We start from the raw sequence: 16,836 nt of genomic DNA, 5'->3' as shown, positions 1-16,836 counted from the left end.
GAGGTGAAAATGCGAATCGTCTTGTCGCGCCTACACGCATGACACCGCCCAGGCCCGGCGTGGAGGCAATCACCTCGGATCCGTACCCTGCGGCCGACGTCATCGAGCCGCCGCATCCGCACGCGCACGCGCTCGGGCTGGCCCTGGCGATCGCGGTCGTGACCCTGCGCCGATGACCGCCACCCGGTGCCCTTCCTCAAACACCGACGTCGCTGTGAAGGCGACCCCGACGGGGGGCTCACCGCTGCCTCCGCCACCGGTGCCGCCCGGGCTGCGGCCGTGCCGTGGTGCCGCGGAGGGCTGGTGCCGCGGAGGGCCAGAGCCGCCGTGTGGTGCACGGAGCTCGGCGGGCGCGACGGCGCGCTGCTCGCCGCCCGCCATGCCCTCTACCAGCGGGCCCGCCGCAGGACGCCCTTGCGCTGGACCGGCCAGACTCGCAACTGGACACCGATCGGCGCCGTGCCCCTCAACCCCCAGGCTCACGAGGCTCAAGCACTCATGAGGATGTGACCAGATCAACGGCCAACTATCTTGACACCCCCAGGATCGTGCTCGGCCTGCCGCTGCTGGAGCAGGCTGCCGCGCGCGAGGGCAGCGCGCTCCGTGACGTCCGGCTCGCGATCAACCACCTGTGCAGGGGCGAAGCGCGCGCCCGTGCCTCCGGGGAAACCACCTTCGCCGAGTTCGCTGAGCGGGTTCTTTCTGGAAAGCTTGCCGAGCAGTATCCGGACCATGTGAAGGCGATTCGGACAGCCGATAAATATGAGCAGAGGCTGGGCCACGTGCTCGACGTGCTAGGCCCCGTTCCCCTCGTGCGCCTCACACTCGACCATGCCGACCACGCGATGTCTCGGCTGCCAGCGCACCTGGAGCCCGGATCGCGCCGGAATATTGCGATGGTCATCCATCGGCTATTGGCACTGGCTGCCTCGGCGCCGGAGATGTCCTCGCGGAACGAATCTACGGGGGCGAACCGTGGCGATCCGTTGCTTTTCCCGCAATTCTGGAGGCACGTGACCACCGATCGCACCCCTTCGGGAGCGATGGCGCCAACCCGGGCCCAACCGCCGGGCCTCGGGCTTCGAGGGGGCGAGCCGCCCCTCCCGTCGCCCCGGGCCTCTGTGGTCGCCTCGCTTGCCGAGACACTCACCCGCGCCATCGCGATCGGGGATGAGGAGGCGGCCCGTGTCGTTCACGACGCTATCGGCCAGCTGCTCGGCCAGGGCCGAGTACCGGCAGGGCAACCAAGCTCGCGCTAAGAGTAGCAGGTCACATCGACGAGGCACCCCGGTAGGACAGCCGCGGAGCTCCGAGGAGGCCGAGCGACGTTGCCACGCTGCGCGTAGCCCGGCTCTGCCGTGGCCCGTGCGCAGCGGCCAGTGCTCGTATGCACTCTCACGAGCGCGCGTCGGCCCGACGGCTTGGCGTTCAGCAGCAGGCAGCCGAGCGTAGCGAGGTTGACTGCCAGCTGCAACGCTGAGTTAGGCGGTGACCGTGCCATCGCCGTCCGTTCTGGTTTCCAGAACCAGCCAATAGCGAAGCCAGGTCAGAAGCGCGCAAAGGGGCGCATCAGTTTCACGGCCGAGAATATTGTCGACGGAGTCAACGTCACATGTGTAGCCAAGGTATCCGAACAAGGCCACCGCAGCTTTGCGTTGCCCGAGAGTCACCTCGGAATCGGCGAGAACGGACAGCAGCTGTTCGGGCGAAGCCGCAGCGCCCACGACCACCGCGATACCCTGTTGAACTGTGCCTCGTTCGACGACGGCATGGCGGTCCCAGATTTTTTCCTCACTCATACTGTAAATCTCCGTAGCACCGTCCCAATCCCCGTACTCCTCGTCGCTATTGAATGCGGCAAGAAGATTGAGGAGCTGTGAACGAGGAAGCCCCGCAAGAAGCGACCGTGCGTATGCGGATAGCTCTCGATCCGCGCCAAAGGGAACCTCAGGGTGTGACATGTAGCGGCTGTAGAAGTCGCAGAACGTTGCAAGCGCATCCAGATCGAGTTCCGCCCGAAGGGCGGCGGCCAAGCAGAACGGTGTCCGGCGTTCCATTCTGAACCGATAGAGCAAAGACAACGCCGACAATCGCGTCTCTCCGTCTGCATCGCAGAGCGCAGACACGGCATCACCAAACTGATATGGCGTTGCCAACTTCCTAATCACCCCGGTGAGCGCGGCGGACTCGAATCGCTGGAGTCGTGGTGGACGAAGCACGAAGGGCCCGCGCTCAACGATCGAAGGGCTGTCCCTGACGTGTTGCCGAACGTCCATCCATAGCGCCTCCGACTCGTCCTCTCGCACAATGATGAGAATAACGGGAAGAACGTATCCCTTCCAATAGCGAAGATGGCGAGCGTCCGCCTGATGCTTGGCTCCGGCGTTGTCAAAGAACGACGGGCCCCTTTTGACTTGAAACGCGACTAGAGTTGCCGCGTCGCCGACAAATTCGATGAAGCCGTCGATCCCTGTATCAAGGTCCTCCGGCATAAAAATCGGCTTGCAGCCGGCCTCCAGCGCAACACGCTCGACGTAGTTCACGCCCAGCCGGCCTGTGATCTTGTTTGCACTCAGTTTCATGTCATCCGCGAGTCTTGCGAATCCGACTGACGCACAGGCATTCAGCTGAGAGCGCCAGAGGGAGGCGCGCAGCGCCGACCGAGGCGTTCGTCAGCTGTAATGCCATATTGGGCAGCTCCCAGCAAAGGTCATCCACACTTCGCTTCGTATCAAGACGGAAGCGCTCCGTGCCCAGTTAGGGGCGTCCCGGTACAACATCGACTACTCGGTCCGCGCCAGCACCGCGGCAGCGTCCCGAATCCGCTGTGCGAGGCTAGGCGCCCTTGCGTCGAGTTCGTTACGCACAGATTCCCATGCGACACCTGGCTCGACGTGTCGTGACTCCGACTGCCAGGATTGACCGATGGTCAACCATCCCTTCCGAGCTAGCACAGACTCAAGCATGGCATTCCAGTAGGGTTCGAAGACCTCCGCAGCGTTTGCCGGACCGAGATCAATCTCCGAGAGGTCGAGAACGAGTGCATATCGAAGAACACTCGCAAAGACGTCGACCTCCTCAGAACCGTCGGGCCGGCGTCGATGAAGATGCTTGTGGTCTGTGAAGCGCCGCGACAGAAAGCCATTCTGGAATTTGCCGTACTTGACTCCGATCGCGTTGGGTTTAATGAGCAGGCGCCCATCACCGTTGCGGTCGTAGATTGCGTGTTCCGACGCGTTCTCGTGTACGAGCACATAGAGGCCGACCTGGGTTTGTTGGGCTGCGGAGCTGAACTGCTCAAGGAACCGTCGTCCCCCGCGTGCCCAGCTCCGCTCCGCGTTCCGGAGTTCGTCGGTAAGATCGCGTAGAGTCATGGCTGTCCCGCTACTTAGTGCTCGGCAGCTGCGCGAGCTGGGATCTCGCCGCGGCGGCAAGCCGGTGTTCGATGTGTTCTGGGGTTGAGTCTGCCCAACTATCAATCGATTGGGCAACCGAAGCCGCCGCCCCAGGTCTGTCTAGCGCGTCTCAGTTTGTCTTCTCCCCTACAGAGAATCTCATGGATCGGCTCTAAGCCGCAAGGCCAAATTCCGATCCAGCGCCATAGGATAGATCGGTCTAACACCGGCGACGGTCGCCGCCGTTCTAGGGGTCGGGAGCGCCTGGACAGGGCCGGCGGGCGCGCAGTCGGAGGCGTTGCGCCGCGTCGCGCCTGGGTGACACGGCGCAACGCCTCATCGGGAGGTTGCCGGACCCAGGCCTGTCCGTTCGCGACCTCGTGAACGAAGGGGCCCGTCGAAGGTGCGGCGGACGGCCAAGCCACCGCGCTTCCGTACTTGCTTCATTGTCGAGCATTGACGCGCCTCTTGTCGCGAAAACTGGGGCACCTCCGGCTGACGGTGGTCGCGTAGAGGAACTTGATCGCCGCCACGTACTGGTGCTGCGTCGCCTCCGCGATCTTTCGCTGCTCGGCGAGGTAGAGCAAAAACGCGCGCACCTCGTCGAGACCCATCTGCTGCGGCGGCTTGCGGTGATAGGCTACGAAGGCCCGTGCGCAGCGGAGGTAATTGTCGCACGTCGACGGCTTGTATCGCCGCAGCTTCAGGTCTTCGGCCATTCGATCGCGGAGCTGTCCCATCGCTGCCCTCCTGGTGGAAGCGGCGCCCGGGCAGGGGCGTCGCGAACGGCAGGGTGGGCAGGGAATGAGGCGGCGGGCGGCCAGTCCTGCGCTGCGCCGGGCGCTTTTTTTTGCAGTAAATACCGGCAAAAGTCGCGCTGCGGCAGCAATGACTGCCGTGACAGCCGCAGCGAAGACAAGGATCCGAGCCGCGGCAGGAAACCGCGGCTCGGTGTCCGGAAGGCTTAACGGAGCAGGGCCCGCAGCATCTTCTTGGGCCTCACGACGAGCTCCTGCACCTCGTCAGCATCGCGCTCGCTCGCGACCCCAAGCGCCGCCGCCAGGTCCATGGCTCCCAGGGTGTTACTGCGCACCCTCGTTGACGCCGATGGCGCGCCTGTCGATCGGGCTGTTTGATGGCGGGCGCGAGGGCGGCGTCTTCATCGCGGTCGCGGTCGTCGTCGAGATCGCGGCCGTCCTCGCGGTCGCCCTCAGCAGGGACAGGAGCTGCCGCGAAGCGGCTTGGTCCAACGGTCAAACTCCGGGCGTGGGGAGCTCGCCGTGACCGACCCGACGCCTCGGGCGGCCGTGGTCACCTTGCTCGCCGGCACCCTCAGTCGTGCCGTCGCCCTCGGTGATGAGGAGGCGGCCCGTGTCGTTCATGAGGCGATCGGTCGGCTGCTCGGTTTTTATCCAGCAGCGGAGGGGCGAGCGAGCTCGCGCCGGTAGCGTTATACCTACCACCGCCGGGAGATGGCGTTCGCGGACCCGCATGGTGTCGACGAGCAGCAGGCGCCGTGCCCCTGGCGCTTTCGCCACGACGCCATGGGCCGCCTCGTCGAGGTCACGCTGCCGAGCGGCGCGCACCACCGGGTGAGCTACGACGGCTTCGGCCGGCCGGCGCGGGTGAAGCGCGACGGCGTGGCCAGCATCACCTACATCTACGCCGCGGGCTCGAGCGACGTGAAGGAGAAGCGCTTCGCCACGCCCGCCGGCGTGCTGGTCCGCTCGGTCACGTACGTTCGCGACGGGCTCGGCCGCATCACCAGCGAGACCCACCGCGACGCCACCGGCAAGACCGCGACCTTCACCCACGATCACGACGGCAAGGTCGACAGCAAGGTCATCGCCGGCCAGCTCGGCTTCGAGAACTGCGTGCGCGGCGAGGGATTCAGCCGGCAGACCGTGCACCGTCCCAACGGCCAGCTGGCCAGCTCACGCATCACGCTGACTCAAGTACGGCTTCCGCGACTGAGTTGCCACTGGCGACGATAGCGAACGGGAACAACACGCGGCCGTATCGGCGCACGTCGTGTCCCAATAACCAGCCGAAACGATGAAGCGACCAACATGTCGCCCACGAAAGGACGCAGACCGAGCTCGGCATCCAACTTCAGGATGTTGGGCAGCGTCATCCGTTCCAGGTGCCTCTCCGCGAGCAGGCGGGTCAATGGTCGCGCGCCCGCAGGCATGACGCGGTGCGGGCGTTGACCGAGGGCGGGCCTATTCGACGGGCCGAGTAGCCGGAGCGGGCTACCTGCGGAGCTGGATACGGGTCTGCGGCCGAAGCGGGACGAGCTGCTGCGCGTAGGCGCGAAGGACGCGGTTGTAGAGGTCCTTCACCTTCGGCGCCTTGAGGCTCACGACGAACGCGTACGGGATCGGCTGCGGATCGACGACCTTCATACCGCTCTCGCGGTGGTGGTAGTAGATGTCGAAGCAGGGGTCCGACAGCGACGACGAGCGGAGGCGCTCCTCGTGGTGCAGGCACGGCTCCCACTTGTGGCCGTCGTCGCGCAGCACCGACTCGGACTGGCCGTAGAGGTTCGCCGGCGAGAAGAACGACCGCGTCTTGGCGTGCTTCGACTGCTTGGCGCCGTCCTTCGGCTTCGTGAATTTGGCGCTGTGCGGGCGGAACGCGACCTCGAGCCCGGAGCGCGTGTACGTGCCGGGGTGCTCGGGATCGACCTCGGGAGCGATCACGAGGCTGGCGGCCAGCAGGACCTCGCCTTCCAGCGTGACGTTGCTGATGGGGACCGGCGCGCGGAGGTGTTCGCCAACCGGCAGCTCGCCCTGGAAGACGACCAGCGTCTCGTCGTCGTCGCAGGTCACGAGCTGAAGCGGGTCCGCTTCGAACCGGCCCCACCCGACATGCTTCAGCTCGTGGTGGTCCTCGGTGTGAGCACGGTGGATGAGGAGCGCGCGGATCGCGAGGGGCCCAAGCCGTGTCCCCAACTGCGCGCCGATCGACGCAGCAGAGCGGAGCGCGAACGGCGCCGCGAAGCTGGTGCCGTGGATCTGCCCGCCGCGAAGCTGCGGGGTGAGCACGCCGAAGGGTTCGTGGGCCGAGCCGCCGAACGCGAGGCCGTCCGGCTTCACGATGCCCGGGCTACGACCAGGACCGACGCACGAGTAGGCCGCGCGCTGCCACCCGCCGCCCCGCCGGTCGGCAGCACCGACGGAGAGCACGTTCACGCCATCGGCGGGAGGCTGGATGCGGTTGAGGCCCGTGGCCTCGTCGAGCTCGCCATCGTTGCCGGCCGCGACGGTTGCGACGCACTTGCCGTGCGCGAAGCGCTTGTCGAGCGCAGCGGTCCACAGCGTGACCTCGTCGTCGTCCACCGCGAGCGACGGCCCGAGGCTGATGTTCACGTAGGAGTAGAGCCCGGGGTTCTTGTCGAGGTGTCCGACGATACGGTCGAGGACGTCGAAGTAGTCCGGGTCGCTCGCGGTGCCGGTCTTGTCGTCGAGGACGCGAACGTGATCAACCGCGCACAGCGGCGGCGCGGGCGCTTGCCCGGACGCGAGGGGCCCGAAGAGGAACGCGGTCGTGACGCCGAGGCCGTGCTCCTCGAACGCGGGCACGGACGGCCCGAGCCCCGCGGGCTCCACCAACATCGCCCACGGCGAGAGCGCCTTCTTGGCCGCTGCAGGAATGCCGCCGTCGAAGATGACAGCCCGAGAGGAGCCGTCGACGGGAGCATCTTTCGGCAGCCGAACGTCGAAGCCCTGTGTGCCGCGCTGGATCGACGGGCGGAACGGACGCAGCGTCGGCATCCCACGCGCGACGCGCACAAAGGAGAAGCGCGCGATGTCCTCGGCGTGCTTCGGATCGACGCGCACGGGGAGGAACGTCAGCCCCTGGACGTCTCGCCGGCGTGCGATCAGCGGCTCTGCGTTGTGGGCCTTCGCATACTTGATGAAGTCGAGGACGATCGAGTCGACGCCCGAGTTGTGCAGAACGACCTCGAGGAGAACGCCCTTGCCCTCGGGGATGCCGCGCAGCTTCGACTTCGCATCGAAGGCGTTGAGGTCCTCGATGTGGCTCAGTGAGATGGCGCCCTTCGTGCTCTCGGTCCAGCGCTTCACCGATGTTGCCCAACGGTTGAACGCGGTCTTCGCGCCCGCGACGAAGATATCCTCGGTGACGGCATCCTCGCCGTGCCTCTCGATGCCCCACTTCTCGGGCGTGATGGTGCGCGAGCGGCTGCCGACGGCGCGAAGGCCGACGGCCGAGAAGAGATCGCTCGGGTAGTCGCTCTTCGAGAGGAAGCGAGGATGGAGGGTCACGACGGCGACGGCTTCGCCGCGTGGGCAAGCGTCTTCGGGAAGCTGGGTGATCTGTGCGGTCACCTTCGCGAGGCGCTGGGCGATCCTCGTCTTCGCGGTGCTGAGGTCGTAGGGGACGTTCTTATCGCCGCCCGCCTTCGGGACCTGGACCTTCGAGACGAGACGCTCGCCCTGACCAAGTAAGAAGTTGTGTTCGCGTGCCATCAGTTTCGCTCCTCTCGACGAGTTCCAGACTTCGAGCGCCTCGCGGGCTTCGATGTCGAAGCGGACACGCCGCCGAGGTGTTTGCGCAGCGTGTCCCGGGAGAGCCCGGTGAGGGTCGCGACCTCGCGCTGAGACTTGCCCGTGGAGCTGAGCCACGCGGCCACGCGCAGTTTCGTCTCTTGGTCGGCCTTCTCGGACAGGTCCGAGACCACGCGCTCGATGGCAGCCGTCGTCGACGTCCCGCTCACGACGGCCGACCTGCGGGCGGCAGTCACGATGCGGACGACGTCGGCGAACGAGTGCCCCTCGAGCAGCGCAGGGAGGGGCCCGATGCTGTCCTTCAGCGCATCGTCAGAACCAACGAGCTGGCGGATGACGACGGCGATCTCGCCCGCCTTCGGGTGCGGGAACTCGACGACGCGGTCGAAGCGCCGCCACACGGCCGGGTCTAGGAGCTCGGGGTGGTTGGTCGCGGCGACGAGGATGCCGCTCGTTGGCCAGTCGTCGACGGACTGAAGAAGCACCGTCACGAGTCTCTTCAGCTCGCCCACCTCGGTGGCGTCGTCACGCCGTTTCGCGATGGCGTCGAACTCGTCGAGCAGGAGGACCGAAGGCGTGAGCCGTGCGAAGTCGAGCACCACGCGGATGTTGTTGCCCGTGCGCCCGAGGAAGCTGCTCATCACGGCCGCGAGGTCGAGGGTCAGCAGCGGGCGCTTCGTGTGCGCCGCGAGCCATCGGGCCGCCAGCGTCTTCCCCACACCGGGCGGGCCCACGAAGAGGAGCGAGCGGGTCGGCGCGATGCCCGCATCCACGAGCTTCTCCTCCTGCTCACGCTCGTGAACCACCGCAGCCAACTGCTCGCGCACCGGCGCGGGCCAGGTCGGCTCCGTGGCGAGCAGGGGCACCTGCTCGCGACGAAGCAGCTCGAGGCGGCTGTCGAGATCCACGGGCAGAGGCTGCTGCACGCCTCGGGTGGGCCCGGCCGCAGCGGCCTCCATCACGCTCTTCACCATCTGGGCGAGGTCCGGCCTGCGCGCGGCAACCGCACGCAGCATTCGCCGCGAGAGGGCAGCCACGTCGTCCACCTTGCCTTCGAGGGCGAGGCGAACGAGGTGGACGGTGTCTTTGTCGAAGTCGCTCATCGTCGTCCACTTCCAGTGCCCGATAACTACGGGCGGTTGTGTCACACGTGGACTACGATGTCAATACTCGACGTGCATCTAGTCCACATTCGTACGGCTCTATTTTCGGTGGAATCAAGGCAAGTGGACGACGCCACGGACATTTTCGGCCATCTTCGTCCACTCCCTCCACTGCTCGGCCCATGTACCCGCGTGGGCCGCCACCCGGAGGGTGACCCTCTGGTCGTGCCAGAGCGCCATCACCTCGCACAGCATCGGTCCCGCGAACCGGCGTCGCCACCGCCCGCAGCCGGGCCGTCATCACCTCGTCGGGCCTCTGCATCATCAGCACGCGCGTCTCGCGCGCTTATTGCGTTCCCGATGGCCTCATGATCCGCAGGACCGGCATGCCGTTCGGTCCTTCCTCCAGCGAGGCTCGGTTGGTCGGCTCCCCGGCGATGGCGCCGCGGCGTGTGGCGATCGCGGGTGGCTCAGACGCGCGAGCAGCGTCGTGCAGTTCCAGGCGCGTGAGCGCTAGCGCGTCGTCGTCGCTAACCGCGCAGGCCACCGCCGAGCGCCGCGCTCGCGGGCGGCGTGGCCGCGCGAGCGATGTCGTGTCGCGCCGCGCGTGGCGGTCACAGCGCGCCGTCACCGCTGCCTGCGCGCGGCGCCGCGCCCGGTCGGGCTTGCAGCCGACACGCGCAGCCCGGGGCCCATGGTCGGTAGCGCGCTCCCGCGGCGGCGCAGGCAGGCAGCTGGCGCCCGCAGGCCGACACCCGCTGGAGCCGCGCAGGTCGCTGCCCGCTGGCGCACGCTCTGGACGGTACGACCCCTGGCCCGTGTAGTGTTCTCGTCTAGATTCCGTTTGACGCCGATCCTGTGATCAGAAGAATGGGCCGCGTCGGCACGTTGCTCACGCGTTGCGGAAGACGGGACGGGGACGATGAGGACGACAGACCGGCAGATCTCATCGTCGGCGATGTTCGCTCTCCTGCTCAGTGTCGTTCCGACTCAGGCAGACGCATCCGAGCTGAGTGCCGGAATTAGCTTCGGGGGGATCCAGGCTGGCACCGTGACGCACCTGGCGGTGAGTCCGCACGCGGGATTATCGTGGCGCATCAACGGCAACATCCTATTAAATGTTCACGATCTGCTCAGCATCATTCCCCCAGTCCAGATAGGCGGGGCCGGTGTCTACAATAGCACCATTGCCGCGATCGGATATGGTTGGAAGAATGGCGATTTTAGTGCGGGCCCATCCGTTGCGATCTACTTCATGCCGGCTTGCGGAAGTACATTGTGTGGGCACGTTGCCGGGATGGCGGTAGGCGCGCATGCGCAAACCAACGCGTACGTTGCAGGGCCGCTCGGCGTCTCGGTGAGCGCCAATGTGGATTGGATCGGCGGGAGCAGCCTTGTACTCCCAGGCTACGTGTCCGTGCTTGTCGTCGTCGGTCCTGTGCTTCGATGGAGCATAAGATGAACGCAATAAGAACTCTGCTGATCATTGTGGGCATTGCCATCTGCATGCTAACGGCATGCAACCGGACGGTAGGAGACTGCTATCCCATCGAGGAGTGGGTGAAGGGCGAAGGTGCAGGTGGACCAGTCGGGCCGCCCGTTCCTGTCTTCACCTCCGTCGCGTCGGGGGACTTCGGGGCGGAGCCGCCGAGCGGGCCGGAGTACGGCAGCGAGCGCAAACTCCAGTGCAACAAAACGGACGACGAAGACGAGGACGAGGACGAGGACGAGGACGAACGCCCGAGCGACAGCTCGGAGACGCCGACAGCTAGCCCGACGAGCCCGCCAGATCCCTGCCAGCAGAGCGGCGCTCCGACCATGGGGTGCACAGGCAAAATACCGATCGACCCGCGAGCCTTCAATTTTGTTACGATCGTCGCCTACGATGGAACCGTGAGCGGTTGGCAGGAGGCAAAGGCAGATCTATATTTCGGTCACAATTTGGAGGGTGACGCAGCGTGTTCGGTCATCGTAGGAATGCCCATTCGAAGCGAGCGTTGGGGGTTGACATCACCAGAGACGGCGGCAATATATGCCGCCAATGTAGCGAACGCATGTGCGGATTTTCTGTATGAAAATGGAGGCCGGGATCTTCCGCAAGGTATATTCTGCGAGAGGCATAAGAGCTGCATGAGGGAGCGTTTCCCCAAGATGTATGAAGAGCTTGGTGCCAGGGTTAAGTGATTCCATGAAACACAGCATCGATGAGCTGCTCGGCATTGTCTATCGATACTATCCACGTGGGGTTGGGCTCACCAAGGATGGCGATATCGACGTCCAGCTCTGCAAGAAGACGGAGGAGCACGCTCGGCTCGTGGCCGCGCGGATCCAGGCATCGAAGGACGAGCGCTGGCACTCCATGCTGCGTCGAATCGCAGAACGATTCCCTGGCATGCTCATGAATCACTCGCTACACCTCCCCACCGGCGGCTGGGACGGCTGCTATTCATTTACGATCGATCTGCCAAGATCCACAGGTGAGCCGATCTGGTTTCATGTGAGCTTCCTGGCTCCTTATTATATTGTCCACAGTTTGCGCACGGTTGAGATCGTGAAACAAACGAAGGACTTGTTCGCGGTCGAATTTCGAGACGTCCGTTTCCTTGTTCATCGAAGCCCATTCGATCCAGGTTTCGTGTCGCGCCCGGACGATAGCCTCAGGTCTGCCGCTATCGAGAAGAGCTACGCTAGCTTCGAACTCTTGCCGGAACAGGAGCCGTGCGCGGAATGGATTTCCCGCGACATCGAAGCGACGTTCGGTTGCGAGCGCATGCCGCCGGAGATCGGGACCGTGCTCGTGCCCGATGTGTCAGCGGGCCTGGGTCTTCCGGGTGAGATCAGGCTCTACGATTGTCTGTTTTCAGACCAACATGCATGGGTGAAGCCATCGCTACATGAGACGCCGGCACCAGGCGGAAATCTCGAAGCGAGCAACCTGACAGATTCGCTCGTTGCGGTACTCACCGTGCTCGCGGCGACTTATCGAATCGCATGGACTCTGATGCCAGAGGTGCAGAGCGGTTCTTCCTACTGGGTGGCGACGACAGATGGGGTCCTGCACAAAGAGGAAGTTACAAAGGCGCTTGCGAAGATTCGCCTGCTCCTTGAGTCGCCCAAGACTCCTCGCGGCATCGCTGCCAAGCGCGAGCTCGAAGCCGCCGCGCGCGAGCTCGAAGCGCTGATCGCTTCGTGGGATGGCGAAGGCGAGCCGCCGGCCGCCATGGTCGCTTGGGCTTCCAGGTTCCTGGCAACTTGGCCCGTGGACTCGGTCGCCGATCTCCCGTGACGTGACTGGGGCTACTCGGGAAAGCGAAGCGTCTCGTGCCTCTCGCCGCTCTGCCCCATCGTGGTCGTGCCATCGTGGTTCCAGCTCATGCCGCCATGGCCCGGCGGTCCGATCTCGAAGATGACGCCCTCGAGCGTGAGCCGGCCCTCGTCGAGGTAGGCGACGCCGATCGAGTCGCCGCCGCGCCCCGGGCCGCCGTAGCCGCCGTGGCCTCCTTCGCCGCCCGGGCCGCCGAAGCAGCCCTGAACGGCGTCCACGTCGGCGGCGCCCGGTGCGCCTCGGCCCCCTCGGCCGCCTTCCTGGGGCGGCCCGCCGTCGCCGCCCCTGCCGCCGGAGATCGTCGTGATCTCGCTGTCGCGCACCGTCACCCGGGCGTGAAGCGCGAGGACGCCGATGGTGGGACGTCCGTTCGCTCCCCCGCGGCCCCCCCGGCCTCCGCAGCCGCCGGCCCCACCCGAGCCTCCTCCTCCGCCTCCCTTGGAAGCCGCGCCGCACACGGCCAGCCCGCCCCGGCGACCGCCGCCGCCGCCGCCCCCCTGGCCCGGGGTGCCCCACGTCCCCTCGCCCCCCGTGTCGCCCTCCCAACCGGCCTCGGTGAGGCGCCCGATGCCCTTGCCGGGCGCGCCCTGCGTTCCCGGAGCCCCCGGGCCCCCGGTGAATCCGCTTTCGCAACGGCGGTTGTCTTGCTCCCCGATGCCGCCGCGCGAGGGCGAAGTGTAGACGGGCTCCCCGTCGCCGCCATCCCCGGCGCTGTCGGGCAGCCCATCCCCTCCCTTGCCACCGACGCTCGTGTGCCCGCTCTCGCACCGGTTCACCGCCGCAGGTCCGCCGGCGACGAGGGGCGCCGAGCACCCCTCGCCAGCGAAATTGCCATCCGGTCCGTCCGGTTGATCGGTCGGCCACTGCTCGCCATCGCTGCCCGCTATTGCGCCGTCTGCGCGGATCTCGCTCCGCACGATCTCCACCCCCGTGTTGGACTGGACGAGCACGCCGAGCGGACCAAAAGCCCCAAGGTTGAGATCGGCGAGCGTCGACACCCCGTCCGCGGCCCCGCTGTCCTCGGGACCCGCGGGCTCGACTACCACCATGGGGTCGGCGAAGTCGGCGATCGGCTGGTGAAAAAATGTGGTTCGCGGGATTTCAGGGTCGCGATTCCATCGCCGGCAGTGAAAGCCCCCGAGGAGGTCCACGCCGGAGGGCACCCTGATCTGACGCACCGGAAATCCGTCGTTGCAGATGAACATGCGGCCTCGTCCCGTGCGCGCGAGCTCGACGGCACGCTCGACGGTGGCCACAGGCTTCGCCTTCGTGCCGGGGTTCCTGTCGTCGCCAAAACCGTAGGGTCCAGCGATGAACACGCCACAGCCGTCGTCGAGGATATCGGCGGCGACGTGCTCGGCGCAGACCGACTCCGGGGGCGGCTCTTGCTCGCACGAGGTGCCCTCGCAAGACGGCACGCCAGGGTCGTTCACGTCGGGCGCAGTTCCGCAGCCGGTCGCCCACGGCGACAACAGAAAGACGAAGGTAACAGCGGTGGTCTTTCTCATGTGCGCATCCTGACGTGCGCTGTCAGCGCAGGGTAGTTCATCGAGCCGGTTCCGGATCTAGCGTATCGAACGGGTACCAGAACAGCGCAATCCCGGCTTTCCCCTGGCCGGGCGAATTTTCGACGGATGCATTGCCGCCGCGGCCACCCTTGCCGGCTTGTCCGGGCAAGACCTTCGCGAGCTCTGTGATGGCCACGGAGGCGCCCACGGAGCCGATGCCGAGCGAGTGGCCCCCGAGACCGCCGCCGGCATCGCCCCCGCGACCGCCGTCGCCGCCAAAGCCGCCGCGGCACCCTCGCGACGTCTCGGTCAGAAAAGCGTCTCCGCCGTGTCCGCCGGCAACCCCAAAGCCTCCCCACTGGCCCGTTCCGCCGACCCCGCCGTCGCCGCCCTTGGCCCCGAGGACCGTGCTCGCATCGACTGTGAGGTCGCTCCCCTGCAACGCCACGATCGCGATGCTCGCGCCGCCGTAGTCGCCTCCCTTGCCCCCCTTGCCACCGCAGCCGCCACTGCCCCCCGAGCCGCCGGCCGCACCGCCCTGGGGCCGACCTGCCGGACACGCGTTCCTGGCGGAGTCGCGACCTTTTCCGCCCCCGCCGCCGCCGCCGCCCTGACCGGCGCCGCCCTTCGCTCCATCCTTCCCGCGGACGCCGACCCATCCGTACTCGTCCAGGAGGCCAGCGCCATCCGCTCCGGCAGCGCGCTCCGCAGGAGCGCCGTCGGCTCCGTTCTGCCCCTGCCTGCATGCCATGCTGACCGCGCCGGATCCACCCAGGCCGCGCTCGGTCGGATTCCCGAGCGGCTCCGGCAGCCCTGAAGTTCCGTCGCTGCCCGTCTCGAGGCCTCCATCGCCCCCCTGGCCACCCGTCGACTCGATCCCGTCGCCGCACACGGTCACGACCGGAAGGGCGCCCAGCGCCGCGTCCGCGGTGCAGGCGTCCGAGCCGTCGTTCCCCAGCACGCCGGAGTTCGCGCGAACGCTCGGCGCGTCCTCGCCCGGCTCTCCATCCTTGCCATCGCCTGCGAGGATCTTGCTCTGCCGCACGATCGCCCTGGCCCCAGGGCTCAAGATCATCGCGATCGACGACTTGCCATCGTCCGTGGACGCATCCGCCGCCTCGACGCGCACGCCGAAGATCGTTGACGTCGCGTGCTCTTTGTCATCCGCGATCACCCTCAGCGGGATGCCCACCTGCGGAGCGATGATCGTCGGGTGATTCGGTCCGCCGAACGACCCGTCATACGACCACTCGCCGCCGTCACACAGGCGCCCGCCCCAGAGGTCGACCGCCGAGGGCAGCGTGATCTTCTCCGCGAACGACCCGCCGCACGCGTACACGCGCCGGGTCGCTCCCTCGCCGTGGCCTCGCCCGTACGCGGCGAGCCCGATCGCGTGCTGGAGCGTCGCCACCGGCGCTCCCTTCGTGCCGGGGCTGTTGTCGTCGCCCTGCTCGCTGACGAACACCCCGCATTCATCAAGGGCCGGCGCCGTGGCTGGATCGCCGTCACAGGGGTCCGGTGAAGGAGGGCTCTCGCACAGGAAGCTCTCTGCACAGTCGTCAGAATAGCACCCAGACGTACCGGAGGCGCCGACCATTCCGAGCACGATGGGAGCAAGGGAACGCAGGAGCTCTCGACCTCGCCAATTCGATATGCGACGCATGTCCCTCCCCCTCACCATGCTCCTTCGAGGATCACACCTGCCCGCTCGCTCGTCGCGATGGGCACAATGCGGAGGCGTTCGGCTGGTCGCGCGTCCCCGAAGATCGCAACTTCCGTCAGAAACGAGGCCGCCGTCGCGATCCCGAACACGGTGCTTGTCGCCAACGACACCTTGCCAAGGGTGGCGAACAGGTCCCGCTCCTTGACCTGGGCATGAATGTCGGCGCACGCCCCCGGCGCGCTCGCTTGGCGGCAGGCGTCAGACCTCCACCCCTGCTCGCGACGTACAGAATTGGCCTCGCCTAGGTTGGTGTGCACCACATGAGCGCGCAGGAGGAAGACCGCGCCGGCCGCCGCCGTCGCCGTCGTGAGCACGACGCCGCCAATTCGCACCGTCCCCGGCCAGGTAGCCGACGGCGCCGGAGCCTGCGTGGAGGTCCTCGCCGCCTGCGCGTCCGTGGCCGCTTTCTTTGCTGAGCTCCCTGTCTCGCCCTCGCCCGTACTGCTCACGGCCGAGCGCGGTAACTGGATCGTCATGATCGGCTCGGTCGCCGCCTGCGCGTCCAGCGTCTGGGAGCCTTCCTCGCGGCCCGGTGCTCGGGCCCGCACCATGTGCTTGCCAGGCTCGAAGAACAGTCTGTAGGTCCGCCTGGGTAAGCCGATGGGCCTGCCGTCGACGAACACCTCGGCATCCGGCGGATCCACCGACAGATAGAGGGTGGCGAGGAACGGAACGGCCGTGGCCAGTCCATCCGTGAATCCTTTTTGCTGCTGAGGAGAAAGCGCCTTGTGCCGCTCAAGGCTCCAAGCCAGGTGCTCCGCCGCATCGCGGAACTTGCGCAACTTGAGCTCGCAAAGGCCCAGCTCTCCAGCGATCTCGGCGGATTCTCTCTCTGTAACAGATGTCGAGTCGATCGCCTCGAAGGCCGCCTTATAGGCGGCGTGTGCCTCGGTCCACTTTCCCGATGCCCGAGCTCGTCGAGCACGGCGAAGATGGTCCTTTACGCTCGAACCGTCGCTCCGTACGGTTGACGGACTGCGGTCCTCCGCACGGACCGGACAGGTACTGCCGGTCACGACACCGACCATCAGGCATATCCAGAGCGACTGCGCAACAAAACGCATGCATGAACGGTACTTACGCCAGCCGTGGCGCGTCAACGGCGCTGAAAATGTCGTAACCCGAACGTTCGGGTGAGAAAATCGCACCCGATCCGGGAATGCGGCCACCGCTGCTCGTGCAGTTGCGGACGCGGCGTCCCTACATGTCGCACATGGTTCGACGGACGCTGGGGCTGCCCTGCATTTTTT

16 protein-coding genes are annotated in these 16,836 nt (G+C 66.5%); 7 read left to right on the top strand and 9 right to left on the bottom strand.

Features of this window, described 5'->3' with window-relative positions; all coding sequences use genetic code 11:
- The first annotated feature begins 38 nt into the window (after positions 1–38).
- Complete coding sequence (locus tag POL72_RS48460) at positions 39–176, top strand: hypothetical protein (RefSeq protein WP_272104033.1); 138 nt, start codon at positions 39–41, stop codon at positions 174–176.
- Between the two features lie 330 nt (positions 177–506).
- On the top strand, positions 507–1,259 hold the full coding sequence (locus tag POL72_RS48450) for a hypothetical protein (protein WP_272104031.1): 753 nt from the start codon (positions 507–509) through the stop codon (positions 1,257–1,259).
- Positions 1,260–1,481: 222 nt separating this feature from the next.
- Here the strand turns inward: POL72_RS48450 and POL72_RS48445 are convergent, their stop codons facing one another.
- The 4 genes from POL72_RS48445 to POL72_RS48430 form a co-directional block, all read right to left on the bottom strand.
- Positions 1,482–2,582 (bottom strand): DUF4365 domain-containing protein, encoded by a 1,101-nt coding sequence (locus POL72_RS48445; protein ID WP_272104029.1) that lies wholly within the window; start codon positions 2,580–2,582, stop codon positions 1,482–1,484.
- 201 nt (positions 2,583–2,783) lie between these two features.
- Positions 2,784–3,374 carry a hypothetical protein gene (locus POL72_RS48440; RefSeq protein ID WP_272104027.1) on the bottom strand — a complete coding sequence of 197 codons (591 nt, stop codon included), beginning with the start codon at positions 3,372–3,374 and terminating at the stop codon, positions 2,784–2,786.
- Between the two features lie 464 nt (positions 3,375–3,838).
- The gene (locus POL72_RS48435; protein WP_272104025.1) at positions 3,839–4,135 is read right to left on the bottom strand and encodes a site-specific integrase; all 297 of its coding nucleotides are present in this window, start codon (positions 4,133–4,135) and stop codon (positions 3,839–3,841) included.
- A gap of 224 nt (positions 4,136–4,359) precedes the next feature.
- Complete coding sequence (locus POL72_RS48430) at positions 4,360–4,488, bottom strand: hypothetical protein (protein WP_272104024.1); 129 nt, start codon at positions 4,486–4,488, stop codon at positions 4,360–4,362.
- A gap of 14 nt (positions 4,489–4,502) precedes the next feature.
- Here POL72_RS48430 and POL72_RS48425 point away from each other — a divergent pair, with 14 nt between their 5' ends.
- Both POL72_RS48425 and POL72_RS48420 read left to right on the top strand, forming a co-directional pair.
- Positions 4,503–4,679, top strand: coding sequence for a hypothetical protein (locus POL72_RS48425; RefSeq protein ID WP_272104022.1), 177 nt, complete (start codon positions 4,503–4,505; stop codon positions 4,677–4,679).
- 188 nt (positions 4,680–4,867) lie between these two features.
- Positions 4,868–5,389: an RHS repeat domain-containing protein gene (locus POL72_RS48420; protein WP_272104020.1), complete on the top strand. Its 522-nt coding sequence runs from the start codon at positions 4,868–4,870 to the stop codon at positions 5,387–5,389.
- 258 nt (positions 5,390–5,647) lie between these two features.
- Here the strand turns inward: POL72_RS48420 and POL72_RS48415 are convergent, their stop codons facing one another.
- Both POL72_RS48415 and POL72_RS48410 read right to left on the bottom strand, forming a co-directional pair.
- Complete coding sequence (locus POL72_RS48415) at positions 5,648–7,888, bottom strand: S8 family peptidase (RefSeq protein WP_272104019.1); 2,241 nt, start codon at positions 7,886–7,888, stop codon at positions 5,648–5,650.
- Positions 7,888–9,075, bottom strand: coding sequence for an AAA family ATPase (locus POL72_RS48410; protein WP_272104017.1), 1,188 nt, complete (start codon positions 9,073–9,075; stop codon positions 7,888–7,890). The genes POL72_RS48415 and POL72_RS48410 overlap by 1 nt, the downstream gene beginning before the upstream one ends.
- Positions 9,076–9,952: 877 nt before the next feature.
- Here POL72_RS48410 and POL72_RS48405 point away from each other — a divergent pair.
- From POL72_RS48405 to POL72_RS48395, 3 genes are read left to right on the top strand one after another with little or no spacing between them, the layout of a single operon-like run.
- Positions 9,953–10,492, top strand: a complete 540-nt coding sequence (locus POL72_RS48405; RefSeq protein WP_272104015.1) for a hypothetical protein — start codon at positions 9,953–9,955, stop codon at positions 10,490–10,492.
- Entirely contained in the window at positions 10,489–11,214 is a 726-nt protein-coding gene (locus POL72_RS48400) for a hypothetical protein (protein ID WP_272104014.1), read from the top strand. The genes POL72_RS48405 and POL72_RS48400 overlap by 4 nt, the downstream gene beginning before the upstream one ends.
- A gap of 4 nt (positions 11,215–11,218) precedes the next feature.
- Entirely contained in the window at positions 11,219–12,316 is a 1,098-nt protein-coding gene (locus POL72_RS48395; protein WP_272104012.1) for a hypothetical protein, read from the top strand.
- An 11-nt stretch (positions 12,317–12,327) separates the two neighbouring features.
- Here POL72_RS48395 and POL72_RS48390 read toward each other — a convergent pair whose 3' ends face one another.
- From POL72_RS48390 to POL72_RS48380, 3 genes are all read right to left on the bottom strand, one after another.
- Positions 12,328–13,863 carry a hypothetical protein gene (locus tag POL72_RS48390; protein ID WP_272104011.1) on the bottom strand — a complete coding sequence of 512 codons (1,536 nt, stop codon included), beginning with the start codon at positions 13,861–13,863 and terminating at the stop codon, positions 12,328–12,330.
- Positions 13,864–13,900: 37 nt separating this feature from the next.
- Positions 13,901–15,460: a hypothetical protein gene (locus tag POL72_RS48385; RefSeq protein WP_276598194.1), complete on the bottom strand. Its 1,560-nt coding sequence runs from the start codon at positions 15,458–15,460 to the stop codon at positions 13,901–13,903.
- A 77-nt stretch (positions 15,461–15,537) separates the two neighbouring features.
- A complete protein-coding gene (locus POL72_RS48380) occupies positions 15,538–16,755 on the bottom strand; it encodes a peptidase associated/transthyretin-like domain-containing protein (protein ID WP_272104007.1) in 1,218 nt (405 codons plus the stop codon).
- Positions 16,756–16,836: the final 81 nt, after the last annotated feature.

This window comes from Sorangium aterium (assembly GCF_028368935.1).
Lineage (GTDB): Bacteria > Myxococcota_A > Polyangia > Polyangiales > Polyangiaceae > Sorangium > Sorangium atrum.
This window is presented reverse-complemented; position numbering and strand designations above follow the sequence as displayed.